Genomic DNA, 24911 nt, shown 5'->3' with positions numbered 1-24911 from the left:
GAAGTCACCTCGGAATCTGATTGATGACCCTCGAATTCACCCTGAACCGCGCCGCCCCCGGCGGCGCCAGCATCGACTGCGTCGTGGTAGGCGCCTTCTCCGACGGCACGCTGACGCCCGCCGCCCGGGCGCTGGACGGCGAAGGCCGGCTCGCGGCGCTGGCGACCCGCGGCGACATCTCCGGCGCCACCGGCAAGACCCTGCTGGCGCACGACCTGCCCGGCGTCGCCGCGCCGCGGGTGCTGGTGATCGGCCTCGGCGACCGGGCCAGGTTCGGCGTTGCGCAGTACCTCAAGGCCGTGGCCGACGCGGTGCGCGCGCTCAGGACCGGGCCGGTCAGGCGCGTGCTGTTCACCCTGTCCGAACTCGAGGTCAAGGGCCGCGACGCCGCCTGGAACATCCGCCAGGCCGTGGTCGCCGCCGACCACGCGGCCTACCGCTACACCGCCACCCTCGGCGCCAAGAACAAGAAGCGCAGCGAGGCCGGCATCACCGCCTTCGCGGTGCAGGGCGAGGACGAGCAGGCGCTGGCGCAGGGCAAGGCGATCGCGGCGGGGGTGAAGTTCGCGCGCGAGCTGGGCAACCTGCCGCCGAACGTCTGCAATCCCGCCTACGTCGCCGAACAGGCGCAGAGCTTCGCCGCGCGCTTCGACAAGGCCGAGGCGGAGATCCTCGACGAGGCGCAGATGGAACAGCTCGGCATGGGCTCGCTGCTCGCGGTCGCGCGCGGCTCGGCCAACCGCCCGCGGCTGGTCGTGCTCAAGTGGAACAACGGCGGCGACGCCAAGCCCTACGTGCTGGTCGGCAAGGGCATCACCTTCGACACCGGCGGCGTCAACCTCAAGACGCAGGGCGGCATCGAGGAGATGAAGTACGACATGTGCGGCGCGGCCAGCGTGCTCGGCACCTTCGTCTCCGCGGTCGGCCTGCAGCTGCCGATCAACCTGGTGGTCATCGTGCCGGCGGTCGAGAACGCAATCGACGGCGACGCCTACCGCCCGTCCGACGTCATCACCAGCATGTCCGGCAAGACCATCGAGGTCGGCAACACCGACGCCGAGGGCCGGCTGATCCTGTGCGACGCGCTGACCTACGCCGAGCGCTTCCAGCCGCAGGCGCTGGTGGACGTGGCGACGCTGACCGGCGCCTGCATGGTCGCGCTCGGCCGCCATGCCTCGGGCCTGATGAGCAAGCACGACGACCTCGCCGGCGAACTGCTCGCCGCCGGCGAGACCGTGTTCGACCGCGCCTGGCGCCTGCCGCTGTGGGACGAATACCAGACCCTGCTCGACTCCAACTTCGCCGACGTCTACAACATCGGCGGCCGCTGGGCGGGCGCGGTCACCGCCGGCTGCTTCCTCTCGCGCTTCACCGACGGCCAGCGCTGGGCGCACCTGGACATCGCCGGCAGCGCCAACACCGACGGCAAGATGGGCATGGCGACAGGGCGGCCGGTGGGGTTGCTGTCGCAGTGGCTGCTCGACCGCGCAACCGCATGAACACCTGCAGGAGCGTCTTCAGGCGCGACCGGAGACCGTGGACGGCGTGGAGGGGTCGCGCCTGAAGGCGCTCCTACGAGCAGACATGCCCCGCGCCGACTTCTACCTCATCGCCAAACCGCGCTTCCACGGCGAGCCGCTGAAGCTCGTGCGCGAACTGGTGCGCAAGGCCTGGGCCGCGGACCTGTGGACCCTGGTGCTGGCGCGCGACGCCGCGCAGGCCGAGGAACTCGACGACCTGCTGTGGGATACCGGCGAAGACGAGTTCATCCCCCACCAGATCGCCGGCCGCGAGGTGCAGGACGAGGACACGCCTGTCCTGATCGCCACGCCCGACGTCGACGCGCCGATGCGCCCGCTGGTGCTCAACCTGCGCGACGCGCCGGTCGCCGGCGGCTTCGAGCGCGTGCTGGAGGTGGTGCCCGCCGACGAGTCCGCGCGCGGACCGCTGCGCGAACGCTGGAAGCACTACAAGGCGCTCGGCTTCGAGCTCAACAAACACGATATGTGATCCACGAATTTTGTCACCCTGCGACCCACAACTCCTGTCATTCCGAGCGCAGCGAGGAATCCGCTCCACGAAAGCGGATGTTCCGGCGACAAGCAGATTCCTCACTGCGTTCGGAATGACACACCGGACACCATGACCACCGAAGCCCTCGCCCCCACCTACGACCCCGGCACCTTCGAATCCCGCCTCTACGCAGAGTGGGAAACGGCCGGCGTGTTCGCGCCGCGCGGCGACGGCCCCGCCTACACCATCCTGCTGCCGCCGCCGAACGTCACCGGCACCCTGCACATGGGCCACGCCTTCCAGCACACGCTGCAGGACGCGCTGGTCCGCTACCACCGCATGCGCGGCTACCGCACGCTGTGGCAGATGGGCACCGACCACGCCGGCATCGCCACCGAAATGGTGGTCAGCCGCAACCTCGCCATCGCCGGCACCGGAGAAACCCGCGACTCGCTCGGCCGCGAGGGCTTCATCGCCAGGGTCTGGGAGTGGAAGCAGCAGTCCGGCGACACCATCGAGCGGCAGATGCGCCGGCTCGGCACGTCCGGCGACTGGACGCGCAAGGTGTTCACGATGGACGAGGGGCCGTCGAAGGCGGTGATCGAGGCCTTCGTGCGGCTGTACGAGCGCGGCCTGATCTACCGCGGCAAGCGGCTGGTGAACTGGGACCCGGTGCTGCAGACCGCGGTGTCCGACCTGGAGGTGGTCAGCGAGGAGGAAGACGGCTTCCTGTGGTCGATCTCCTACCCGCTCGCCGACGGCAGCGGCGCGCTGACGGTCGCCACCACCCGCCCGGAAACCATGCTCGGCGACACCGCGGTGATGGTGCATCCGGAAGACGAGCGCTACGCGCACCTGGTCGGCAAGCGCGTGAAGCTGCCGCTGACCGACCGCGAGATCCCGGTGATTGCCGACGACTACGTCGACCGCGAGTTCGGCACCGGCGTGGTCAAGGTCACGCCCGCGCACGACTTCAACGATTATGCGGTGGGCCAGCGCCACGGCCTGCCGATGATCAACCTGTTCACCGGTACCGCCACCGTCAACGACGACGCGCCGGAGAAGTACCGCGGCCTCGACCGCTACGAGGCACGCAAGGCCGTGCTCGCCGACCTCGAGGCCGCCGGCCTGCTGGTCGAGACCAGGCCGCACAAGCTGCAGGTCCCGCGCGGCGACCGCAGCGGCCAGGTGATCGAGCCCTACCTGACCGACCAATGGTTCGTGCGCATGGACGACATGGGCCGGCGCGGCATGGAACTGGTCGAAGGTGCCGATGGGAAGCCGGGCTCGGTGAAGTTCGTGCCGCCGAACTGGATCAACACCTACCGCCACTGGATGGAGAACATCCAGGACTGGACGATCAGCCGCCAGCTCTGGTGGGGGCACCGGATCCCGGCGTGGTTCGACGAGGCAGGCAGGGTTTACGTCGGGCGCGACGAGACCGAAGTCCGCGCGAAACACGGCCTCGGCGACCGCCCGTTGCGCCAGGACAGCGACGTGCTCGAAACCTGGTTCTCGTCGGCGCTGTGGCCGTTCAGCACGCTGGGCTGGCCGGACGAGGCCGCGATGCGCGAGCGCGGCTTCGACGACTTCCTGCCGACCAGCGTGCTGGTCACCGGCTTCGACATCATCTTCTTCTGGGTCGCGCGCATGGTGATGATGACCGACGCGCTGACCGGCAAGGTCGCGTTCGACGACGTCTACATGACCGGCCTGGTCCGCGACAAGGACGGCCAGAAGATGTCGAAGTCGAAGGGCAACATCCTCGACCCGCTCGACATCATCGACGGCATCAGCGCCGACGCCCTCGTCGCCAAGCGCACCACCGGCCTGATGAAGCCCAAGGACGCGCCGAAAATCGAGAAGGCCACGCGCAAGGAATTTCCCGACGGCATCATCGCCCATGGCGCCGACCCGCTGCGCTTCACCATGGCCGCGCTCGCCGGCCCGGGCCGCGACATCAAGTTCGACCTCGGCCGCGCCGAGGGCTACAAGAACTTCTGCAACAAGCTGTGGAACGCGACGCGTTTCGTGCTGATGAACACGGACGGCTTCAAGCCCTCCCCTTCAAGGGGAGGGTTGGGTGGGGATGGTGTTCCGCAGCCCGCCACCGACGCGGAGCGCTGGATCCTTTCCCGCCTCGCGAAAACCGCGGCCGAGGCCGAGGCCCACTTCGCCGCCTACCGCTTCGACCTGCTCGCGCAATCGCTGTACGAGTTTGCCTGGAACGAATACTGCGACTGGTTCGTGGAACTGGCCAAGCCTGCACTGCAGGGGAGCGATGCCGAAGCCGCCGACAGCACCCGCCACACCCTGCTGGTCGTGCTGGAATCGCTGCTGCGCCTGCTGCATCCGCTGATCCCCTTCGTCACCGAGGAGCTGTGGCGCCAGGTCGCGCCGCGCCTGGCCGTCGACGGCGACACCATCTCGCTGCAGCGCTACCCGCAGGCGGCGGACCTGGCCGGCGACTTCGCGCAGGCCGAAGCCGACATCGAATGGCTCAAGCAGATGGTCACCGCCCTGCGCCGCATCCGCAGCGAACTCGGCGTGTCGCCGACGAAGCAGGTGCCGCTGCTGGTGCAGGCCGGCGGCGCGAACGAGCTTGCGCGCCTGCAGCGCTTCGATTCGCAGCTGCGCTTCCTCAACCGGCTCGAGCGCGTCGAGGCGATCGACGGCGACCCACCCCCGGCCGCCGCCGGCCTGGTCGGCGAGCTCAAGCTGTTCGTGCCGCTGGAAGGCCTGGTCGATCTCGACGCCGAGCGCGCGCGCCTCGACAGGGAGATCGCCCGGGTGTCGGCGGAGCGGGAGAAGAGCGAGGCGAAGCTCGCGAAGTTCAGCGACAAGGTGCCGCCGGCGGTGGTCGAGCAGGAGCGCCAGCGCCTCGCAGACTGGACCGCGCAGCGCGACGCGCTTGCCGCGCAGCGCGCACGTCTGTCCTAGCGCGCCCGGCAAAAGACCTGTCATCCCGAGCGGAGCGAGGGATCTGCTTCCGCGCGCCATGTGCGGGCAGCGGGCAAAAGCAGATCCCTCGCTCCGCTCGGGATGACATTCTGCCGGGGTTATCGAGACGGGGGCACGGCGGATGCACGTCCCGGGGGAGATCAGAGCGCGGGCATCCTCGCAACCTCATCCGCCAGCAGTTCCTTCGCCATCACGATCGCATCCTCGCGCCCGCCGTGCGCCGGGTAGTAGCGCGGACGCCGGCCGATCTCGTTGAAACCCTCGTCGTGGTAGAGCGCGATCGCATTCGGATTCGACGGCCGCACCTCGAGGAACACGCGCTGCGCGCCCTGCGCGCGCGCGATCCGCACCAGGGCGCGCAGCAGGCGGCGGCCGTGGCCCTGGCCCTGCTCGACGGGATCGATGCAGACGTTGAGCACGTGCGCCTCGTCGGCGGCGATGCTCAGCACGCCGTAGCCGATGATCCCGGCGTCGCCCTGCAGCACCCAGGCCGGGTACGCCGCGCGCAGGCAGTCGCGGAAGATGCCCGCCGTCCACGGGAACGGATACGCGCGCAGCTCGACCCGCATGACCTCGTCGACGTCGTCGTCGCGCATCGGCCGCAGCGAGGCCTGCGCCCGCCCCGCGTCGACGGCGACCGCGCTCACCGTGCAGGCCCCGCGCGCAGTCCGCGCAGGCGTGGCCACAGGGCGCGGCGCGCGGCGGCGTCGCGCAGGCCGCCCGGCGGCAGCAGGCTGCGGCACAGCGCGAGGGCTTCGCCATCGCCGGCATCGCGCCCGGCGGCACGCAGCAGCGCGCGCATCAGCGGGTCGATCGCCGGCCCCGGGACAGCCGTTGCCGGCGGCGGCTCAGGCGCGACCGCGGCGGCATCGCCGCCGTCCACGGCATAGACCATATGCCCCAGCGCCGCGAGGATCTCGCGCTGCAGCGGGTCCCAGCTCACGCCGGCGACACCCGCCCGCTGTCGTGCCGGCGCCAGTACCACAGCACCGGGCCCGACAGCGCATACAGCGTGGATACCACCAGCAGCGTCTTCGGCGGATCCACCCACAGCGCGATCAGCGCACCGACCGCGATCAGCAGGGCGAAGAACGGCACGCGATCGGCCTTCGGCCCGCTGGCGCTGCCCTTGAAGCTGTCGTAGCGCAGCCGGCTCACCATCAGCAGGCCGGCGATCACGGTCACCGCCAGCGCGCCGTAGCGCAGCTCTTCGCCGGCGAAACCCAGCTCGTGGCAGGTCCAGACGAAGCTCGCCATCAGCCCCGCGGCGGCCGGGCTGGCCAGGCCGATGAACCAGCGCTTGTCCACCGTGCCCACCTGGCTGTTGAAGCGCGCCAGCCGCAGCGCCGCGCAGGCCGCGTACAGGAACGCGGCCAGCCAGCCGACCTTGCCCAGCGTCACCCCGTCGAGCTTCATCGACATCAGCGCCCAGTGGTACATCACCAGCGCCGGCGCCATGCCGAAGCTGATCAGGTCCGCGAGCGAGTCGTACTGCACGCCGAATTCGCTCTGGGTGTTGGTCAGGCGCGCGACCCGGCCGTCGATGCCGTCGAGCACGCCGGCGACGAAGATCGCGATGCAGGCCGCGCCATACCGCCCCTGCGATGCGGCGATGATCGCGAAGAAGCCCGCGAACAGGCCGCCCGTGGTGAACAGGTTGGGCAGCAGGTAGATGCCGCGGCCGCGCGGCGGCATTGGGGTCTGGGGCTCCATCGGGCCAGTTTAGCGCCTGCGGGCGCAGCACGATCGGCCCGTCCCGCGGCCGTGGCCCGCATCGACGGCGCGCGCCGGAAAGGCCCCGTGGCACTGCCGGCAGTTCACGTTTCCACGGCGCCGTGCTTGCGTCGGCGGCTGGGCGATGCTGGAATCGCGGCACGACCGACCCCGCAGGAGTCACGCGATGCCCCGCCTTCCCTTCCTGGCGCTTGCCGCCCTGTGCCTGCTGGCCGCCTCCGCCGGCCATGCCGGCGAGGTCTACCAGTGGAAGGACGCCAACGGCGTGACCCACTATTCGCAGACGCCGCCGCCCAAGGGCAGCTACCAGCAGCGCCAGATCACCAACAGCGGCGCCAGCGCGGCGCAACAGGCCGCGGCCCCGGGTGAAGCCCAGGCCGAGAGCCCGCAGTGCGCCACCGCGCGCGCCAACGTCACCGCGCTGACGGGAGACCGCCCGGTGCACGAAGCCGGCGAGGACGGCCAGCCGGGGCGCGCACTGAACGACGCCGAGCGCGCCAGCCAGCTCGAACTGGCGAACGCCGCGGTGAAGGCCTACTGCACCACGCCCGCGGGCTAGGACTGCCCGATGCGGCTGGCCTGGGCCATCGTCGCGGGCGCGGTCGGCGCGGGCGTGCTCGCGTGGTGGCTGACGCGCGACGACGCCCCGTCCCCGCAGGCGCAGGCCGCCGGCACCGCCGCGACGACTCCGGTCCGTTCCGGGGCCACGGCGGCCGGCCCCGCGCTGTACCGCTGGCGCGACGCCGACGGCGTCGTCCAGATCACCGACGTCCCGCCGAAAGGCCGCGAATACACCGTCGTCGACGTCGGCTCGCTCGAGCGCCGCAACGTCATCACCCCCAATCCCGAAGTCACCGAGGCGCGCTGAGCCACCGCGCGGCATGCGATCGGAGGTGCGCATGGCAAAATGCGCGTCCCGCCGCCCCGAGCCCGCCGATGCGCCTGTCGCAGTTCCACCTCCGCACCGAGAAGGAAACGCCCGCCGACGCCGAGATCGTCAGCCACAAGCTGATGCTCAAGGCCGGCATGGTCCGCAAGCTCGCCGCCGGCCTGTACACCTGGTCGCCGCTGGGCCTGCGCGTGCTGCGCAAGGTCGAGGCGGTGGTGCGCGAGGAAATGAACCGCGCCGGCGCGGTGGAAATGGCGATGCCCTCGGTCCAGCCGAAGGAACTGTGGGAGGAAACCGGGCGCTGGCAGAAGTTCGGCCCGCAGTTGCTGAAGATCCGCGACCGCAAGGAGCAGGATTACTGCTTCACCCCGACCGCCGAGGAGGCGGTGACCGACTTCGCGCGCAACGAACTGGCCAGCTACAAGCAGCTTCCGGTCAATTTCTACCAGGTCACCACCAAGTTCCGCGACGAGATCCGCCCGCGCTTCGGGGTGATGCGCGCGCGCGAGTTCGTCATGAAGGACGCGTACTCGTTCCACGTCTCCGACGAGGACCTGCAGCGCGAATACCGCAACATGTACGACACCTACGCGCGCATCTTCACCCGGCTCGGGCTGAGGTTCCGCGCAGTGTTCGCCGACACCGGCGCGATCGGCGGCAGCGCCTCGCACGAGTTCCACGTGCTGGCCGACTCCGGCGAGGATGCGCTGGCGTTCTCGGAAGGGTCCGACTACGCGGCCAACGTCGAGCTGGCCGAGGCGGTGTCGCCCGGCGAGCGCCCCGCCGCGGCCGAAACCCTGCGCAAGGTCGACACCCCGGTGCAGAAGACCTGCGAGGACGTCGCCGCCCTGCTCGGCATCGCGCTGCAGCGCACGGTGAAGTCGGTGGCGCTGATGGGCGTGGACGCCGAGGGCGGCCCGCAGTTCGTGCTCGCGCTGGTGCGCGGCGACCACGTGGTCAACGAGATCAAGCTGGCCAAGCTGCCCGGCCTGGCCGACTATCGGCTCGCGACCGAGGCCGAGATCCTCGAACACCTCGGCGCCGAACCCGGCTTCCTCGGTCCGCTGAACGCGCGCAGGAAGATCCGCGTCGTCGCCGACCGCAGCGTCGCGGCGATGGCCGATTTCGTGGTCGGCGCCAACGAGAACGGCTTCCACCTCGCCGGCGTGAACTGGGGCCGCGACCTGCCCGAACCCGACGAGACCGCCGACATCCGCAACGTCGTCGCCGGCGATCCCTCGCCCGACGGCAAGGGCGTGCTCGGCCTCGCGCGCGGCATCGAGGTCGGCCACGTGTTCGCGCTTGGCCGCCGCTATTCCGAGGCGATGCAGTGCACCGTGCTCGACGAGAACGGCAAGGCCGTGCATCCGGCGATGGGCTGCTATGGCATCGGCGTGTCGCGCATCGTCGCCGCGGCGATCGAGCAGAACCACGACGACGCCGGCGTCGTCTGGCCCGAGCCGATGGCGCCCTGGCGGGCCGCCGTCTGCATCATCAACCCCAAGGGCAACGCCGACGTGTCCGCGGCGGCGGAATCGCTGTATCGCGAACTCAACGACGCCGGCATCGAAACCGTGCTCGACGACCGCGGCCTGCGCCCGGGCCCGATGTTCGCCGACATCGAACTGATCGGCATTCCGCACCGGATCGTGGTGTCCGAACGCGGCCTGGCGGCCGGCACCTTCGAATACCGCGCGCGCAGCGCATCGGAATCGGAGAATCTCGACCGGGAATCGCTGTTGTCGCGCCTGCGCGGCGAGTGATCCCCTGCAACGCGGGATGATGCTTCCCGGACGCGGCCCATTCCGCAATCGCGGGAGTTTGAATATCACGGTTTCCTGCCGTCATCCCCGCGAACTTCTGCCGTTTATCTCCCCGAACTTCTACCGTCATCCCCGCGAAGGCGGGGATCCAGTGTCTTTACGTCAAAGCAAAATGGATCCTCGCCTTCGCGGGGATGACGTCGTTCTTCTACGCCGTAAGGTGGAAAATCCAACCATCGCATGGATCCCGTTCCTGCGAAGACAGGCCCCAGATCCCGGGAACGCTGCCGACAGAACCGGAACTCGCCCTCGGCACCAAACCGCAAGCGGCAGGGCATCGATCCCAAAAGGGAATGAATCAGAATATCCGGGAAAAATCCGCCGGATATTCTTCATCACGCCCGCTTGACATTTGGCGGGCCTTTTCCCCCGTCGCGATTCTTCCACTATCATGCGCGCGTACCACGGACGGGACATTCCTTTTCAGATTCCGGAGCTTGTTCACATGGCAATCGATTTGAACGCACTTTCGTCGAGGGAACTCGACGTGCTGATTTCCGCGGCGAAGCGCCGCAAGACCGCGCTGAAAAAGCGCAAGCCCATCGCCTCGATCCGCAAGCGGATCGTCGATTTCGCCACCGCGGAAGGCTATACGGTCGCCGAACTGTTCGGCGGCAAGGCACCGGCCGCGAAAACGGCCCGCACCGCGAAGAAGGCGGCCAGCAAGACCAAGGGCCGCAAGCTCGGCAAGGTGCCGCCGAAGTACCGCAACCCCGCGAATGCCGCCGAAACCTGGACCGGCCGCGGCAAGCAGCCGCGCTGGCTGGCGGCGCAGGTCAAGAAGGGCAAGAAGCCCGAGGATTTCCTGATCAAGAAGTAATCGCGGCCATCCCGGCTGCATCGATGGAAACGCCGGCGTTGCCGGCGTTTTCGTTGTCCGGTTCCGGGCTGGATACACCTCCTCGCACCCGGGATCGCTCGCGAGCGCCAGAAAATCTGTCATTTCGACCGCAGGGAGAAATCTTGTTCACGCGCCGGAGACGAGATTTCTCCCTGCGGTCGAAATGACAGGCTTTGCTCCACGATGCTCCCTCGCATGGGAGAAGATGCCTTGCAAGCGCCTGGATGGATCGGCTTCTCCGTTGCAAAGCGCCTCTCGCCCCCCCCAGGGCGACGCGACGCAGCGAAAGCCGTGCCGACGCAACCCGCCCTACAGGTTCCGCCGCGCCGGCAGCAGCAGGTTGCCGATCAGCAGGCCGGCAATCAGCGCCAGCAGCACGTTGACCACGGTGATCGCTGCGTCCTGGCCGGCGCCGACGTCCTGCTGCTGCACCGCCACCAGCAGGCTGCGCAGGCTGGTGCTGCCGGGCACCAGCATGATGATGCCGGGCACGCGGATCAGCGCGCCGGGCCGGTTCATCCAGCGCGCGTAACCGTTGCCGGCGACGGTGACGACCAGCGCCGACAGGAACACGCCGACAGGACTGCCCAGCCACTGCCCCACCAGGCGCGAAATCGCGTAGCCGGCGATCGCCGCCGCCATCACCAGCACGTAGTCGCGGCGCCCGGCGCGGAACAGCGCCGCGAACGCCCACGACGCGGTCACCACCGCGCCCCACTCCACCCAGGCCGTCTGCGGCCGCCAGGCCCGCACCTGCGGCTCCAGTCCCGACAGCTGCACCACGGTCAGCGCGATCATCGTGCCGACGGTGAGCTTCAGCAGCGTGGTCATCGCGCCGGCAAAGCGCGCCGTCCCCGAAACCAGGTGCTGGCTGGTCAGTTCGCTGAAGGCGTTGGTCAGTGCCATGCCGGGCATCAGCACGATCATCGAGGCGATGACCACGGTATTGAGGTTCAGCGGCGCGACGAAGCTGGCCACCAGCGCGGCGAGCCCGCCGGCGACGATGCCGGCGAGCGCGTCGCCCGCCTCCTTCATCTGCGGACGGCCGCGACCGGACAGGTCCAGCAGTCCGACCAGCATGCCGATCACGCCCGCGGTGGCGACGTCGAGCCACGGCAGCCGCAGCAGGCCGGCGACGCTCGCCGCCGCCAGGCCGAAGCCGATCACCTGCTGCACATCGCCGCGCCAGCCGCTCGACCGGTCCAGCGCGCGCAGCGCGGCGTGGCCTTCGGCGATGTCGAGCCGGGCGGCCACCACCTCCTCCGCGATCCGGTCGGCCTCGCACAGCTTGTAGAGGTTGGTTTCGCCGGGGGGCAGGCGGATCACGCGCGTGGTGTCGCTCTCGCCGGGCGGCCGCTGCGGGTCGCTGAAGCTCAGGATCAGTCCGGTCGGGTTGCTCCACGGCTCGCAGTCGAGCCCCAGCCGGCGGGCGACCGAGACGATCGCGCCTTCCAGTCGCTGCGACGTGGTCCCGTACCGGTGCAGGTGCCCGGCCAGCTCGACGATGAAGGCGATGCGCGTGGCGTAGGCGGCGGTGGCGGGCATCGTCGTCGTGGACATCGCGACAGGATCGCATGGCCGGGGGGAACGGCGCACGCGCGGACGTGCCCGGCCTGCTGTCCGCGCGGCGATGCCTGTATCCTCGCCCCGACATGACCGTGCCCGCCAGCCTCCCCCCCACTGCCGAGCCCGATCCGCAGGATGCGGCCCTGCTGCGCCTTGGCGGGCGCTGGACGCTCGACCACGCGCGGGAAATCGGCAAGGCGCTGCGCGAAGCGCCCGAGTCGATCGGCGCGATCGATGCCTCCGGCGTCGACCGGCTCGATTCGGTCGGCGTGCTGCAACTGCTGCGCTACGCCGAGCGCCGGCGGCTCGACTACCAGACCTTCCGCTTCCGCGACGACCACCTGGCGCTGGTCGCCGCGATCGAGGACGTACACGACGACCGCCCGAAGACGAAGCGCGAGTACGGCTTCGCCGCGGCGCTGGCGCGGCTCGGCTACGCGGTGCACGACAATGCGCAGGAAATCGTCGCGCTGGTCAGCTTCCTCGGCGAAACCCTGGTCAAGCTCGGGCGCACGATCCTCGATCCGCGGCGCTTCCGGCTCACCCCGACGGTCCACCACATGGAGCAGGTCGGCCTCGACGCGGTGCCGCTGGTGGCGCTGCTGTCGTTCCTCGTCGGCGCGGTCATCGCCTTCCTCGGTTCGCAGATCCTGGCCGACTTCGGCGCCACGATCTTCGTCGTCGAACTGGTGTCGATCGCGTTCCTGCGCGAGTTCGGCGTGCTGCTGACCGCGATCCTGCTCGCCGGCCGCACCGCCAGCGCCTTCACCGCGCAGATCGGCGCGATGGTCAGCCGCGAAGAGATCGACGCGATCCGCACCCTGGGCCTGGACCCGGTCGAACTGCTGGTGATCCCGCGCGTGATCGCGCTGCTGGTGATGCTGCCGCTGCTGACCTTCATCGCCATGGTCGCGGGCCTGCTCGGCGGCCTGTCGGTGGGCGCCTTCAGCCTCGACATCCCGCCGCAGGCCTACCTGGCGCGCATGGAGCAGGAGATGGAGCTGCGCCACTTCCTGATCGGCATGTCGAAGGCGCCGGTGTTCGCCCTAGTGATCGGCCTGATCGGCTGCCTCGAGGGCCTGCAGGTGAAAGGCACGGCGCAGTCGGTGGGCGAACGCACCACCTCCAGCGTGGTGCAGACGATCTCGCTGGTAATCGTGCTGGACGCGATGGCGGCGATCTGGTTCATGTACATGGATTGGTGACATGGCCACGATGACGCCCGCCGAAGCCTGCGACAACGCGCCCGCCGACGCGCCGGTCATCCGCGTGCGCGGACTGGTCAACCGCTTCGGCGCGCAGACGGTGCACGACGGTCTCGACCTCGACGTGCGCCGCGGCGAGATCATCGGCGTGGTCGGCGGCTCCGGCACCGGCAAGTCGGTGCTGATGCGCTCGCTGATCGGCCTGCGCCGTCCCGATGCCGGCGAAATGGAAGTGCTCGGCGTCGACCCGCGTTCGGACGACCCGGCCGACCGGCTGCACATCGAGCGCAACACCGGCGTGCTGTTCCAGGACGGCGCGCTGTTCTCGTCGCTGACCGTCGGCGAAAACGTGCAGGTGCCGCTGAAGGAGCACCACCCGGACCTGCCCGACTCGCTGCGCTACGAACTGGCGCTGCTGAAGGTGCGCCTGGCCGGCCTGCCCGCCGACGCCCTGGACAAGCTGCCCTCGCAGCTGTCGGGCGGCATGCGCAAGCGCGCGGCGCTGGCGCGCGCGCTGGCGCTGGACCCGCCGCTGCTGTTCCTCGACGAACCCACCGCCGGCCTCGACCCGATCGGCGCCGCCGCCTTCGACCGCCTGATCCGCACCCTGCAGCAGGCGCTGGGGCTGACCGTGTTCCTGATCACCCACGACCTCGACACGCTGTACGCGATCTGCGACCGTGTCGCCGTGCTGGCCGACCGCAAGGTCGTCGCGGCGGCGCCGCTCGCCGAGATCGAGCAGATCGAGCATCCGTGGATCCGCGAGTACTTCCACGGCCCGCGCGGTCGCGCCGCCCGCGACGCGACGGCCACCGCCAAGGACACCTGACGCATGGAAACCAAGGCCAACTACGTGCTGATCGGCGCGTTCACCATCGCGGTGACGCTGTTCCTACTGCTGTTCGCGCTGTGGGCCGCGAAATACGCGTCCGACCGCAGCTGGACCGAATACCAGGTGGTGTTCCGCGAGCCGGTCACCGGCCTCACCGAGGGCAGCAGCGTGCAGTACAACGGCATCGCCGTGGGCACCGTCGACGACCTGATGCTGGCGCCCAACGACCCACGCCAGGTGATCGCCCGGCTCAGGCTGCAGGCCAACGCACCGGTAAAGACGGACACACGCGCGAAGCTGTCGATGACCAGCCTCACCGGCCCGCCGATCATCCAGCTGACCGGCGGCAGCCCCGGCGCGCCGGCGCTGCTGCCGCGCGGCGACGGCGACATCCCCGTGATCCAGACCGAGGCCTCGGCGCTGCAGAACATCGCCGACACTGCCAACCGCCTGGTCGAGCGCCTGGACAAGGTGCTCAGCGAAGAGAACGTGCAGCGCATCACCGCCACGCTCGACAACATCCAGAACATGACCGGCGCGATCGCCGAACAGCGCGAGGACATGCGCGAGATCCTGATCAACGCACGCACCGCCAGCCAGCAGCTGACGGTGACGATGGCCTCGGCCAACCGCACGCTCGACACCTTCGACCGCGAACTGGCGCAGCAGCTGCCGGAACTGATCGGCAAGATCGACGGCACCCTGACCAAGCTCGACTCGGCCGCGCGCGGCGCCGACACCATCCTCAACGAGAACCGCGCCGCCATCAACAGCTTCGCCAACGACGGCCTGTCGCAACTCGGCCCGACCCTGGGCGAACTGCGCAGCCTGATCCGCGACCTGCGCCGGATCAGCGACCGGCTCGACGCCAACCCGTCGCGCTACCTGCTCGGGCGCGACGCGCCGAAGGAGTTCGAACCGTGATGAGACCGGGAATCGGGAATCGGGAATCGGGAATGGGCACGACACGACGCCAGCGCGCGAACGGCATCGCGCGCCTCGCCGCCGGCGCACTGCTGGCGCTCGGACTGTCCAGCTGCTCGATCCTCGGCGGCGGCGAACGCGAGCGCTCCACGATCTATGCACCGGATCCACGCGTGGCGATCGACCCGTCCACGCCGGCCGTCTCGTGGCAGTTGTCGCTGAGCCCGCCCTCGGGCGCGCGCGCCATCGACAGCTTCCGCATCGCGGTGCGGCCCACGCCGGACGAACTGCAGGTCTACCGCGGCGCCAACTGGGCCAAGACCCCGACCGACATGCTGCAGGATGCGCTGCTGCGCGCACTGGAGGACTCGGGCAAGATCGCCTCGGTCGCGCGCCAGGGCGCCGGCATCACCGCCGACTACAAGCTGGTCGTCGACCTGCGCCGCTTCGAGGCCGACTACGCCGGCAGCACCGTCCCCGCCGCGACCATCGAATTCAACGCCAAGCTGGTGCACACCATCGACCAGGGCATCGTCGCCTCGCGCACCTTCCAGCGCGCGCAGCCGGCATCCGGCACCGACGTCGCCCTGGTCGTGGACGCCTTCTCCCGCAGCCTGGAAACCGTCACCGCGGAACTGGCGAACTGGATCCTCGTCGCGGGCGACACCCACCAGCGCGAAGCGCATCCGGATGTCCGGCGCTGAGCGTTCAATGGCGGCGCGGGTTTCATTGATCCGGCCCGCAAATGCCAGGAACGAGGTAGGTCGGGGCTACGGCCCCGACGCCGTCAACCTCTAGCGTCGGCCGCGTAGGGCCGACCTACGGGCTTGCCTTGGAGGTCCGCGAGCCTGCGTTTTCCGTGATCGCACGCGGGTCCGGCAGGATGCGCCGGAACGTCAGGTTGATCCGCGGCCCGACCGGCTTCGCCGTCCGCGGCAGCGCGTGCCGATACGCCTCCTGCGTGTCGCCACGCATGACGAGCAGGCTGCCGTTCGTGAGCTCGAATGCGAGCTTCCGCCCGGGGTCACGCCGATGCTTCAACACGAAACGCCGCGCTGCACCGAGGCTGAGCGAAGCGATCATCGGCCTCTCGCCCAGCTCCGGCTCGTCGTCGCTGTGCCAGCCCATGCAGTCGCGGCCATCGCGATACAGGTTCGCCAGCGCGCTGTTGAACGCGACCCCGGTTTCGCGGACGAGACGGTCGCGGATCGGAAGCAGCGCTTCGGCCCAGGCATGCGGCTCATGGCGAACCCCGGAGTAGCGATAAGCTGCCCCGGGATCGCCCATCCAGCAGCTCAGGCGCGGCGAATCGACCTCGCGCCCGAACAGGCGCACGCGGTGCACCTGCCAGGGCAATTCGTGCAACAGGCGCTCAACCAGCGCGCTCGCCGACCCGGGGTCGAGCCAGTCGCGTACCAGCATCAGGTCCGCGGCGTCGGGGGCCTCGCCAACCGTTTCCATTCTCATGCGCCTCGGGAAGCGGCCTTTCCCGGCAAGGCCGGGCCCTGATCCGGCCCGCCGTTGCAAGAGCGGCTTCAGCCGCAGGGGCCGGCTCGTCAAGCCAGCGCAAGGATTACGCCTCGACCGTTCCGGTCAGCGGACCTCGGCGATCTCCACCCCGTCCAGCCCCTGCGACAGCGTGCGCGCGTCGCCGCCCTGGGCGAGCTTGATCTTCAGGCGCACCTCGTTCTGGGAGTCGGCGTAGCGCAGGGCATCCTCGTAGGAGATCTCGCCGGCCTGGTACAGCTCGAACAGGGCCTGGTCGAAGGTCTTCATGCCGAGGTTGGTGGATTCCTTCATCACTTCCTTGAGCTTGTGGATCTCGCCGTCGCGCAGGTAGTCCTGCACCAGCGGGGTGCCGAGCAGGATCTCCATCGCGACGCGGCGGCCCTTGCCGTCCGGGGTCGGGATCAGCTGCTGGGCGACCACGCCCTTGAGGTTCAGCGACAGGTCCATCAGCAACTGGCCGCGGCGGTCTTCCGGGAAGAAGTTGATGATGCGGTCCATCGCCTGGTTGGCGTTGTTCGCATGCAGCGTGCACAGCACCAGGTGGCCGGTCTCGGCGAAGGCGATGGCGTGGTCCATGCCCTCGCGGGTGCGCACCTCGCCGATCATGATCACGTCCGGCGCCTGGCGCAGGGTGTTCTTGAGCGCGTTCTCCCAGGTGTCGGTGTCGATGCCGACCTCGCGCTGGGTGATGATGCAGCCCTCGTGCTTGTGCACGAATTCGATCGGATCCTCGATGGTGATGATGTGCCCGGTCGAATTCTGGTTGCGGTAGCCGATCATCGCCGCCAGCGACGTCGATTTACCCGTGCCGGTCGCGCCGACGAAGATGATGATGCCGCGCTTGGTCATCGCCAGCGTCTTGATGATCGGCGGCAGGTTCAGCTCCTCCACCGTCGGGATCTTGGTCTCGATCCGGCGCAGCACCATGCCCACCTGGTTGCGCTGGTAGAAGCACGAGACGCGGAAGCGGCCGACGCCGGCGACGCCGATCGCGAAGTTGCACTCGTGCGTCTTCTCGAATTCCTCGCGCTGCGGCGGCGACATCACGTTCAGCACCAGGTCGCGCGACTGCTGCGGCGTGAGCGGGTTCTGCGTGATCGGCGAGATCTTGCCGTGGACCTTCATCGACGGCGGCATGCCGGCGGTGATGAACAGGTCCGACGCCTTCTGGTGCGCCATCAGCTTGAGGAACGAGGTGAAGTCGATGCTGCTCATTTTCTGGCTCCTGCGGAGCCGGGATTGGGGATTGGGGATTGGGGATTAGGCAAGAGCGCGACGCGCTATTCAAATCCCGGCTATCCCTCCACCCGTCCCGGCCGTTGCGAATCCCTAATCCCTAATCCCTAATCCCGGCTACTCGAACAGCCGCTTCTCCTTCGCGTATTCCTTCGCCTGCTGCCGCGTGACCATGCCGCGCTTGACCAGGTCCTGCAGGTGCTGGTCGAGGGTCATCATGCCGTGCTGCTGGCCGGTCTGGATCGCCGAGTACATCTGCGCGACCTTGTCCTCTCGGATCAGGTTGCGGATGGCGGGGATGCCGACCATGATCTCCCAGGCCGCGGTGCGGCCGCCGCCGACCTTCTTCAGCAGCGCCTGCGAGATCACCGCGCGCAGCGATTCGGACAGCATCGAGCGCACCATCGGCTTCTCGCCGGCGGGGAACACGTCGATGATGCGGTCGATGGTCTTGGCCGCCGAGCTGGTGTGCAGGGTGCCGAACACGAGGTGGCCGGTTTCCGCGGCGGTCAGCGCCAGGCGGATGGTCTCCAGGTCGCGCAGTTCGCCGACCAGGATGTAGTCCGGGTCCTCGCGCAGCGCCGAGCGCAGCGCCTCGCTGAAGCCGTGGGTGTCGCGGTGCACCTCGCGCTGGTTGATCAGGCACTTCTGCGAGGTATGGACGAACTCGATCGGGTCCTCGACCGAGAGGATGTGCGCGTATTCGTTCTTGTTGACGTGGTCGAGCATCGCCGCGAGCGTGGTCGACTTGCCCGAGCCGGTCGGGCCGGTGACGAGGATCAGGCCCTGCGGCTGGTTGATCAGCTCGCGGAAGATCGGCGGGCAGCCGAGGTCTTCCAGCGTCAGCACCTCGGACGGAATCGTGCGGAACACCGCGCCGGCGCCGCGGTTCTGGTTGAACGCGTTGACGCGGAAGCGCGCCAGGCCCGGGATCTCGAACGAGAAGTCGGTCTCGAGGAACTCCTCGAAGTCGCGGCGCTGCTTGTCCGACATGATGTCGTAGACCAGCGCGTGCACCTGCTTGTGCTCGAGCGCGGGGATGTTGATCCGCCGTACGTCACCGTCGACCCGGATCATCGGCGGCAGGCCCGCCGACAGATGGAGGTCGGATGCCTTGTTCTTGACCGAGAACGCCAACAGTTCGGCGATATCCATGCAAGCTCCCCTGACGCTGCAATGTGATGTGATGCGGCCGCGCGCCCCGTGCCGCTGGCAACAGCCTATCCCCGGCCGGCAGTATAGCCCTGTACGCGGATCACAATTCCAGCCCTTTCAAATGGATATCCGGACTTGCCAGCACGCGCCCTGCACGAGGTCCCGCAAGGAATTGAAACGTCATTGGCGCCCCCTGCGGGCCAGGGCCCCGCGCGAGTATTCCCCTCCTGGCCCGATCGCCCAAGGCCACTCGCTCGCGGCCAATGCGGAGCGGCCTTCGCCGGGGAGACGTGGGCGCGGCCTTGGCCGCGATACGCGCCGGCTCCCGGGCACGGCACGGAGTATTCTGGCAGCCCCGCATTTGTCGTTCCGAACGCAGTGAAGAACCTCGGTTTTTCAAACACATAGATTTCTCCCCCGGCGCAAGTCCGGGGTCGAAATGACAGTGTTCGAAGCCACCCGGCCAGGAAGCCGCCGCTACCTGTCGCGTGATCCCGCCTGACCCGTTTGGATTGGCAGGGACGCCCGCCGACGCGGTAGGGTTGCGGTCCTTTCCGCCGACTCCAGCCCCATGTCCACCGCCACTGCTTCGCCCGGATCCTCCTCGTCCATCGCCTTCATCGGCGGCGGCAACATGGCCCGCAGCCTCGTCGGCGGGCTGGTCGCCGCCGGCGTCGACCCGGCCGGCGTGCGCATTGCCGATCCCAACGCGCAGGCGCGCGAGGCACTGGTCGCGGATTTCGGCGTGCAGGCCTTTGCCGACGCCGCCGAGGCCGTCGCCGGAGCCGGCACCTGGGTGTTCGCGGTCAAGCCGCAGGTCATGCGCGAGGTCTGCGCTGGCCTGGCCGGGGCCGCACAGGCCGGGCGTCCGCTGGTGGTCTCGATCGCGGCCGGCATCACCTCCGCGCAGCTGGACCGCTGGCTCGGGGGAGGACTGCCGGTGGTGCGGACGATGCCCAATACCCCGGCCCTGCTCGGCGCCGGCGTGACCGGCCTGTACGCCAACGCCCGGGTCGATGACGCCGGCCGCGAGCGGGCGGACCGGCTGCTGGCGAGCGCCGGCGCGACGGTCTGGATCGACGACGAGGCGCTGATGGACGCGGTCACCGGCACCTCGGGCAGCGGCCCGGCCTACGTGTTCCTGCTGGCCGAGGCGATGGAAGCCGCCGCCGTCGCCGAAGGACTTGCCCCCGACGCCGCGCGCACGCTGGCGCAGCAGACCCTGCTCGGCGCCGCGCGGATGCTGACCGAATCGGGCGAGCCGCCGGCCGAGCTGCGGCGGCGGGTCACCTCGCCCAACGGCACCACGCAGGCCGCGATCGAGACCTTCGAGGCCGGCGGATTCCGCGAACTCGTGGCACGGGCAGTCCATGCCGCCACCCGGCGCGGCGGCGAGCTGTCGGCGGCCAATGACTGAGCCCCGGCCACGCTGGCTGCGTGCCGGCGCGGCGCTGGCCGCGCTGGGCCTGCTCGCCGGCTGCGGGCGCGGTCCCTCCGCGACCGGCGAGCTCGCCGCGCATGCCGAAGCCGCGCGCCAGCCGGCCGAACTGCAGGTCGGTGACGTGCGCGTCCACGCCAGCCTCGCGCCGACCGCGACGCTCAACAGCGCCATCGCCGAGCGCTACGGCGTGGTGTCCGGCCGCAGCGCGCAGCTGCTGCTGGTCGGCGTGCGGCAGGGGCCTGCCGGCGAAGAGGTTTCGCTTCCCGCGCAGGTGACCGCACGCGTGCGCGACCTGCGCGGCGTATCGCAGGACCTGGCCCTGCGCGAGGTGCGCAGCGACGGCTTCATCGACTACGCCGGCACCGTGCGGGTCACGCCCCCGGACACATTGGCCTTCGAGATCACTATCCGCCGCGACGGCGCCGCGGCGCCCGACGTCCTGCGCTTCAGCCGCGACGTGTTTCCGCTGTAGGCGCGATGTTTCTGGTTCGTGGTTGGTCGTTGGTAGCTGGAAATTCCGAACCTGTCATTTCGAACGCAGTGAGAAATCCTGCTTTCAAGCACCTGGATTGACCGGCTTCGCCGTTGTAAAACGCCTCTCGCCACGCTCAAACCGACAGTGTTCTGGAAGCTCCCGGAAGGCGCTCTTCGCTATGAACCGCCTCTTTGCGACCAGGCGCGGATGATCGCCGCGATCTCGCGCACACCGTCGGTCAACGCGGCGGGGCCTGGCTGCAGGATCAGCGGCGACTTGATCTCGTGCAGCTCGCCGCCCTGCACCGCCGGGATCGCGTCCCAGCCGGGGCGCGCGGCCACCTTCTCCGGCCGGAACTTCTTGCCGCACCACGAGCCGAGGATGATGTCCGGGGCGCGCTCGACCACCGGATCGCCGCTGGCGAGGATGCGCGCTTTCGCCAGCGGTTCGGTCGACAGTTCGGGAAACACGTCGTCGCCGCCGGCGATGCGCACCAGTTCGGCCACCCAGCGGATGCCGGTGATGATCGGCTCGTCCCATTCCTCGAAGTAGACCTTCGGCCGCACCGGCAGCGTCGCCGCCTCGCGTTCGATCGCATCGAGCCCGCGCCGCAGCTCGTCGGCACAGGCGTTGGCCCGCTCCGCGGCGCCGACCAGCGCGCCGAGCCGGCGCACGTAGTCGAGGATGCCCTCGACGCTGCGGTGGTTGCTGATCCACACCTCGACCCCGCGCCGCACCAGCTCGGCGGCGATGTCGGCCTGGATGTCGGAGAACCCGACCACGAAGTCCGGTTCCAGCTTCAGGATCTCCTCGATCTTCGCGCTGGTGAACGCACTGACCTTCGGCTTCTCCTTCCGCGCCCGCGGCGGCCGCACGGTGAACCCGCTGATGCCGACGATGCGGTCCTGCTCGCCGAGCGCGTACAGCACCTCGGTGGGCTCTTCGGTCAGGCAGACGATGCGTTGCGGCCCGGAGGGCCGACGGGAATGGGGAGTCGGGAGTCGGGAATCGGAAAAAGCAGGAGCATCCCGCTTTGCCGACTCCCGACTCCCCATTCCCGATTCCCGGTCGTTCACGGATACAGCATCCGCTTCCGGCACTGCCCCGTAACGTCGAATTCATAGAGCCAGCGCTCGTGCAGGCGGAACTCGGCCCCGTACCAGAACTCGACGCGGTCCGGGCGCACGCGCAGGCCGGTCCAGCGCGGCGGGCGCGGGACGTCGCGGCCGGCGAACTCCCGTTCAAGTTCGGCGACGCGCTGGTCGAAGGCCTCGCGCGCTTCCAGCGTTTCGGACTGCTTCGAGGCCCATGCGCCGAGCTGGCTGACGCGCGGCCGCGAGGCGAAGTAGGCATCGGCCTCGGCATCCTCGACGATCGCCACCGCACCCTCGATGCGCACCTGCACGCCGTTGCGCACGCGCGGCCAGTGGAACAGCAGCGCCGCGTTCGGATTGCGCTGCAGTTCGCGGCCCTTGCGCCCGTCCAGGTGCGTGTAGAACACGAAGCCGCGTGCGTCATGCGCCTTGAGCAGCACCGTGCGCGCGGACGGTTTTCCGTCGCGCGTGGCGGTGGCCAGGGTCATCGCGGTGCGATCGGGCTCCCCGGCCGCCAGCGCCTCGGCGAACAGGGCTTCGAACGTGGCCAGGGCTTCGGCCTGCAGGTCTGCGCAGTTCATTGCGCTATTGTCGCGCGATGGCCTCCGACGCGCACCCTGCCCCGCAGCACGGCTTCGCCGCCGCCTTCGTCGCCGGCGTGCTCGACGACGCGCTGGACGCCGGCGCGAAGGTCTACGGCGTCTCGGGCCTGCAGGGCACCGGCAAGTCCACCCTGGCCGCGCAGCTGGTCGCAGCCGCGACGGCGCGCGGACTGCACGCGGTGACGGTATCGGTGGACGACTTCTACCTCGACCGGCCACAGCGGCAGCAGCTCGCGCGCGACGTACATCCCCTGCTCGCCACCCGCGGTCCTCCGGGCACGCACGACCTGCCGCTCGCCCGCGAGACGCTCGACGCGCTGCGCGATCGCCGGTCCACGCGGCTGCCCATCTTCGACAAGCTCGGCGACCGGCGCGTGCCGTCCGGGCAGTGGCGCGAAGCAGGCGAAGTCGACCTCGTCGTGTTCGAAGGCTGGTTGCTCGGGACGCCGGCGGAACCCGCCGACGCGCTGGAGGCGCCGCTCAACGCGCTCGAACGCGACGAGGACGCCGGCGGCAGCTGGCGCCGCTGGTGCAACGACGCTCTCGCCCGCGACTATCCCGCGCTGTGGCGGCGCATCGACCGCCTGCTGTTCCTGCAGCCGCCGGGTTTCGACATCGTTCCCGACTGGCGCTGGCAGCAGGAACAGGCGCTGCGGGCACGCGACCCGTCGCGCCCGGGCATGACCCGCGCGCAGGTCGATCGCTTCGTGCAGCACTACGAGCGCGTGAGCCGGCAGGCGCTGCGGACCCTACCGGAGATCGCCGACGTCGTCGTCGCGCTCGATGCCGATCGCAAACCGCTCTACAGGATCAGCGGCATTTGAGGTAGGGCGACGCAGCGACGTAGGGACGATACTTCTCCGGCAGCTTCGGCCCGCCCTGGTGGTCGAACTCGTAGACTTCCAGCGCCAGCTTGCCGGGTGTTTCGTCCGCGTTGAGCGTCAGCACGTAGGGGCGCGGTTCGCTGCGGTACGGGAAGAACCAGTGCCCGACCCCTTCGTAGAAGTTGCCCATGTAGCTCGCCGCGTATTCGGGTCGCGTCGCCTTCGGCAGGTCCGGGCCGCCGGTGAAGGCGAAGCCCTCGCGATCGACGACGACCTGCGGCTGCGTCGCGCAGTCGCCGCCCGGCGCGTAGCGGCCGAAGTGTTCCTCGAATCCGTCGAGGTTCTCGACCTCGATGGCGGTGGACGGTCCGGCGTACAGCGCCAGGAACCCTGCCAGCGCGGCTGCCGGAAACCCTGACTTCTGCATCTGCATGTCTCCTGGTGGGCTCGCCGCTCCGGAGAGGAAAGGCGAGTGGAAGATCAATCGACGAAATCGCCGATGTCGCTTTCGCGCCACAGCGCCGGCAGTTCCCGGCGGGGACAGCGGCGGGAACTGCTCTCCCAGCCGTCCCCGTTCTTCGCGCGGTAGCTGGTCTGGCTCGATATCTCGTAGCTGGAGACGCTGACGGGGGCCTCCTCATCGTCACCATAGGCGCTTTCGCAGGCTTCCGTCACCCGGTAGCTGGACGGGCCGGTCTGCTCGATCCGCACGAACCGGCAGAAGTACGGCGGCGTGGTGTAGCCGCCGTAGCCGCTACCGTCTTCCCTGATTACGTGCAGGGTGGCGTTGGACGCCTTTGCACAGGGCGTATCGGTGCTGACGTAGTAGCCGGGCTGCAACGGCAGCCTGTCCACCGCGCGCGTCTTCGCCACCGGCGCTTCGCCGGCCAGGGCGGCCGCTTCCGCTGCGGCGCCGGCAGGACCGGGTTGGCAGCCAAGCAGCCCGGACAGCACCAGCGGCGCAATCGCGGTCATGGTCTTCAAGCGTGTTCTCCTGTGCGGATGGGGCATGACCTCGGCTTCGGCCCGCGGCGCGCACGGACGGCAGCGCCCGATTTGCTCCGCCGCCATTTCCAGGATGCGTCAGCCGGGAATGAACTGGTGCGCGCAGCGATTGCACTGAAAGCCGTTCTGCCGCATCTCGGCCGGCAGACCCGCATACCTGGACTTGACCTTGTTCTTGAACTTCTTTCTGAGCATGAATCCGCCGTAGAGGATGCCGGCGAACACAATGAGGCCGAGGTAACCGTTCATCATGGCGAAGACGATCCCGAACAGGATGGCGAAGACGATGGTGAACATCGGCAGCATGAAGTTGTAGCCGTAGGCCATGCCAAGTCGTGCGCCCTTCTCCGCTGCCCCACCCTGATCCATCACCAAGGTGAGTTTGCGAGTGTCTTCGCCACCGCATTTCGGACAATTCAGGTTCATGGTTCTCTCCTGTGGACATTCAGCAAAATGGGGACGGCACTTGCACCTGCGCCGCCGACGGCGTCAGCCACCGCTGCCTCCATGGAACCGGCGCCGTCCGGGACGAAGGCGTGCACGCCCTGCGAGCGGAAGCGGTATCCGTCCTGTTGACCGAACTCGTCGATCTCACCGGCGATGGAGGGCATGCCAGGCGACACGTGGCAGCCACGCCTGAATGACCAACGCCGGGATGTTTTTTGCAACCGGGCAGGCAGCCGGCATCGCCCGATACCCATGCATCCCCCGACCGGGCGCATGAGTCCGCCTGCGCCCCCACGGCAGCAATGGCCGTGGTGGACAGGCCGGGATCTGCAGGG

At 69.2% G+C, this 24911-nt stretch carries 27 protein-coding genes; 14 read left to right on the top strand and 13 right to left on the bottom strand.

Going from position 1 to position 24911, the window contains the following annotated elements; genetic code table 11:
* The first annotated feature begins 23 nt into the window (after window positions 1–23).
* The 3 genes from FQY83_RS07620 (at window position 24) to FQY83_RS07610 (ending at window position 4953) form a co-directional block, all read left to right on the top strand.
* Window positions 24–1499 (top strand): leucyl aminopeptidase, encoded by a 1476-nt coding sequence (locus tag FQY83_RS07620; RefSeq protein ID WP_146386733.1) that lies wholly within the window; start codon window positions 24–26, stop codon window positions 1497–1499.
* Between the two features lie 85 nt (window positions 1500–1584).
* Window positions 1585–2010, top strand: a complete 426-nt coding sequence (locus FQY83_RS07615; protein ID WP_146386732.1) for a DNA polymerase III subunit chi — start codon at window positions 1585–1587, stop codon at window positions 2008–2010.
* Window positions 2011–2142: 132 nt separating this feature from the next.
* The gene (locus FQY83_RS07610) at window positions 2143–4953 is read left to right on the top strand and encodes a valine--tRNA ligase (RefSeq protein ID WP_146386730.1); all 2811 of its coding nucleotides are present in this window, start codon (window positions 2143–2145) and stop codon (window positions 4951–4953) included.
* A 161-nt stretch (window positions 4954–5114) separates the two neighbouring features.
* Here FQY83_RS07610 and rimI read toward each other — a convergent pair whose 3' ends face one another.
* The 3 genes from rimI to pssA are packed head-to-tail and all read right to left on the bottom strand — an operon-like array spanning window position 5115 to window position 6687.
* Window positions 5115–5570 (bottom strand): ribosomal protein S18-alanine N-acetyltransferase, encoded by a 456-nt coding sequence (gene rimI, locus FQY83_RS07605; protein WP_146387249.1) that lies wholly within the window; start codon window positions 5568–5570, stop codon window positions 5115–5117.
* Window positions 5571–5617: 47 nt separating this feature from the next.
* Entirely contained in the window at window positions 5618–5917 is a 300-nt protein-coding gene (locus tag FQY83_RS07600) for a hypothetical protein (protein ID WP_146386728.1), read from the bottom strand.
* Window positions 5914–6687 (bottom strand): CDP-diacylglycerol--serine O-phosphatidyltransferase, encoded by a 774-nt coding sequence (gene pssA, locus FQY83_RS07595; RefSeq protein ID WP_146386727.1) that lies wholly within the window; start codon window positions 6685–6687, stop codon window positions 5914–5916. Before pssA ends, FQY83_RS07600 begins: the two co-directional genes overlap by 4 nt.
* A gap of 187 nt (window positions 6688–6874) precedes the next feature.
* On the opposite strand from pssA, the gene FQY83_RS07590 reads away from it, so the two are divergent.
* The 4 genes from FQY83_RS07590 to FQY83_RS07575 all read left to right on the top strand — a co-directional run bounded on the left by FQY83_RS07590 (window position 6875) and on the right by FQY83_RS07575 (window position 10240).
* Complete coding sequence (locus tag FQY83_RS07590) at window positions 6875–7267, top strand: DUF4124 domain-containing protein (RefSeq protein WP_238333439.1); 393 nt, start codon at window positions 6875–6877, stop codon at window positions 7265–7267.
* 9 nt (window positions 7268–7276) lie between these two features.
* Complete coding sequence (locus FQY83_RS07585) at window positions 7277–7576, top strand: DUF4124 domain-containing protein (RefSeq protein ID WP_146386725.1); 300 nt, start codon at window positions 7277–7279, stop codon at window positions 7574–7576.
* A gap of 68 nt (window positions 7577–7644) precedes the next feature.
* Window positions 7645–9360 (top strand): proline--tRNA ligase, encoded by a 1716-nt coding sequence (locus FQY83_RS07580; protein ID WP_146386724.1) that lies wholly within the window; start codon window positions 7645–7647, stop codon window positions 9358–9360.
* A 505-nt stretch (window positions 9361–9865) separates the two neighbouring features.
* Window positions 9866–10240: an H-NS histone family protein gene (locus FQY83_RS07575; protein WP_146386723.1), complete on the top strand. Its 375-nt coding sequence runs from the start codon at window positions 9866–9868 to the stop codon at window positions 10238–10240.
* Window positions 10241–10570: 330 nt separating this feature from the next.
* Here the strand turns inward: FQY83_RS07575 and FQY83_RS07570 are convergent, their stop codons facing one another.
* Window positions 10571–11821 carry a threonine/serine exporter family protein gene (locus tag FQY83_RS07570; protein ID WP_146386722.1) on the bottom strand — a complete coding sequence of 417 codons (1251 nt, stop codon included), beginning with the start codon at window positions 11819–11821 and terminating at the stop codon, window positions 10571–10573.
* 92 nt (window positions 11822–11913) lie between these two features.
* On the opposite strand from FQY83_RS07570, the gene FQY83_RS07565 reads away from it, so the two are divergent.
* The 4 genes from FQY83_RS07565 to FQY83_RS07550 are packed head-to-tail and all read left to right on the top strand — an operon-like array spanning window position 11914 to window position 15492.
* A complete protein-coding gene (locus FQY83_RS07565) occupies window positions 11914–13032 on the top strand; it encodes an ABC transporter permease (RefSeq protein ID WP_146387247.1) in 1119 nt (372 codons plus the stop codon).
* A gap of 1 nt (window position 13033) precedes the next feature.
* Window positions 13034–13861, top strand: a complete 828-nt coding sequence (locus FQY83_RS07560; protein ID WP_192906681.1) for an ABC transporter ATP-binding protein — start codon at window positions 13034–13036, stop codon at window positions 13859–13861.
* 3 nt (window positions 13862–13864) lie between these two features.
* Window positions 13865–14788, top strand: coding sequence for an MlaD family protein (locus FQY83_RS07555; protein ID WP_146386721.1), 924 nt, complete (start codon window positions 13865–13867; stop codon window positions 14786–14788).
* 32 nt (window positions 14789–14820) lie between these two features.
* Window positions 14821–15492 (top strand): ABC-type transport auxiliary lipoprotein family protein, encoded by a 672-nt coding sequence (locus tag FQY83_RS07550; protein ID WP_146386719.1) that lies wholly within the window; start codon window positions 14821–14823, stop codon window positions 15490–15492.
* Between the two features lie 115 nt (window positions 15493–15607).
* Here FQY83_RS07550 and FQY83_RS07545 read toward each other — a convergent pair whose 3' ends face one another.
* The 3 genes from FQY83_RS07545 to FQY83_RS07535 form a co-directional block, all read right to left on the bottom strand.
* Window positions 15608–16255: an alpha-ketoglutarate-dependent dioxygenase AlkB family protein gene (locus FQY83_RS07545; RefSeq protein WP_146386717.1), complete on the bottom strand. Its 648-nt coding sequence runs from the start codon at window positions 16253–16255 to the stop codon at window positions 15608–15610.
* Between the two features lie 126 nt (window positions 16256–16381).
* Entirely contained in the window at window positions 16382–17512 is a 1131-nt protein-coding gene (locus FQY83_RS07540; protein ID WP_146386715.1) for a PilT/PilU family type 4a pilus ATPase, read from the bottom strand.
* Between the two features lie 138 nt (window positions 17513–17650).
* A complete protein-coding gene (locus FQY83_RS07535) occupies window positions 17651–18688 on the bottom strand; it encodes a type IV pilus twitching motility protein PilT (RefSeq protein ID WP_146386713.1) in 1038 nt (345 codons plus the stop codon).
* Window positions 18689–19259: 571 nt separating this feature from the next.
* Between FQY83_RS07535 and proC the strand changes: the two genes are divergently transcribed.
* Both proC and FQY83_RS07525 read left to right on the top strand, forming a co-directional pair.
* Window positions 19260–20105 (top strand): pyrroline-5-carboxylate reductase, encoded by an 846-nt coding sequence (gene proC, locus FQY83_RS07530; RefSeq protein WP_146386711.1) that lies wholly within the window; start codon window positions 19260–19262, stop codon window positions 20103–20105.
* Window positions 20098–20601, top strand: coding sequence for a DUF4426 domain-containing protein (locus FQY83_RS07525; protein ID WP_158636456.1), 504 nt, complete (start codon window positions 20098–20100; stop codon window positions 20599–20601). Before proC ends, FQY83_RS07525 begins: the two co-directional genes overlap by 8 nt.
* A 179-nt stretch (window positions 20602–20780) precedes the next feature.
* On the opposite strand, the gene FQY83_RS07520 is transcribed toward FQY83_RS07525, so the two are convergent.
* Window positions 20781–21563, bottom strand: a complete 783-nt coding sequence (locus FQY83_RS07520; RefSeq protein ID WP_272952453.1) for a cobalamin-binding protein — start codon at window positions 21561–21563, stop codon at window positions 20781–20783.
* A gap of 113 nt (window positions 21564–21676) precedes the next feature.
* Entirely contained in the window at window positions 21677–22279 is a 603-nt protein-coding gene (pdxH, locus tag FQY83_RS07515) for a pyridoxamine 5'-phosphate oxidase (RefSeq protein ID WP_146386706.1), read from the bottom strand.
* A gap of 17 nt (window positions 22280–22296) precedes the next feature.
* On the opposite strand from pdxH, the gene FQY83_RS07510 reads away from it, so the two are divergent.
* The gene (locus tag FQY83_RS07510) at window positions 22297–23124 is read left to right on the top strand and encodes a kinase (protein WP_146386704.1); all 828 of its coding nucleotides are present in this window, start codon (window positions 22297–22299) and stop codon (window positions 23122–23124) included.
* Here FQY83_RS07510 and FQY83_RS07505 read toward each other — a convergent pair.
* The 4 genes from FQY83_RS07505 to FQY83_RS07490 all read right to left on the bottom strand — a co-directional run bounded on the left by FQY83_RS07505 (window position 23111) and on the right by FQY83_RS07490 (window position 24740).
* Complete coding sequence (locus FQY83_RS07505) at window positions 23111–23551, bottom strand: hypothetical protein (protein ID WP_146386703.1); 441 nt, start codon at window positions 23549–23551, stop codon at window positions 23111–23113. The genes FQY83_RS07510 and FQY83_RS07505 overlap by 14 nt on opposite strands.
* 53 nt (window positions 23552–23604) lie before the next feature.
* Window positions 23605–24108: a hypothetical protein gene (locus FQY83_RS07500; RefSeq protein ID WP_146386701.1), complete on the bottom strand. Its 504-nt coding sequence runs from the start codon at window positions 24106–24108 to the stop codon at window positions 23605–23607.
* 99 nt (window positions 24109–24207) lie between these two features.
* Window positions 24208–24555, bottom strand: a complete 348-nt coding sequence (locus FQY83_RS07495) for a hypothetical protein (protein WP_146386699.1) — start codon at window positions 24553–24555, stop codon at window positions 24208–24210.
* The gene (locus FQY83_RS07490) at window positions 24552–24740 is read right to left on the bottom strand and encodes a hypothetical protein (protein ID WP_146386697.1); all 189 of its coding nucleotides are present in this window, start codon (window positions 24738–24740) and stop codon (window positions 24552–24554) included. Before FQY83_RS07490 ends, FQY83_RS07495 begins: the two co-directional genes overlap by 4 nt.
* Window positions 24741–24911: the final 171 nt, after the last annotated feature.

The sequence above is a fragment of the Luteimonas marina genome (assembly GCF_007859325.1).
GTDB classification, from domain to species: Bacteria; Pseudomonadota; Gammaproteobacteria; order Xanthomonadales; family Xanthomonadaceae; genus Luteimonas; species Luteimonas marina.
The sequence above is the reverse complement of the archived record's forward strand: the minus strand, read 5'-3'. Positions and strand labels throughout refer to the sequence as shown.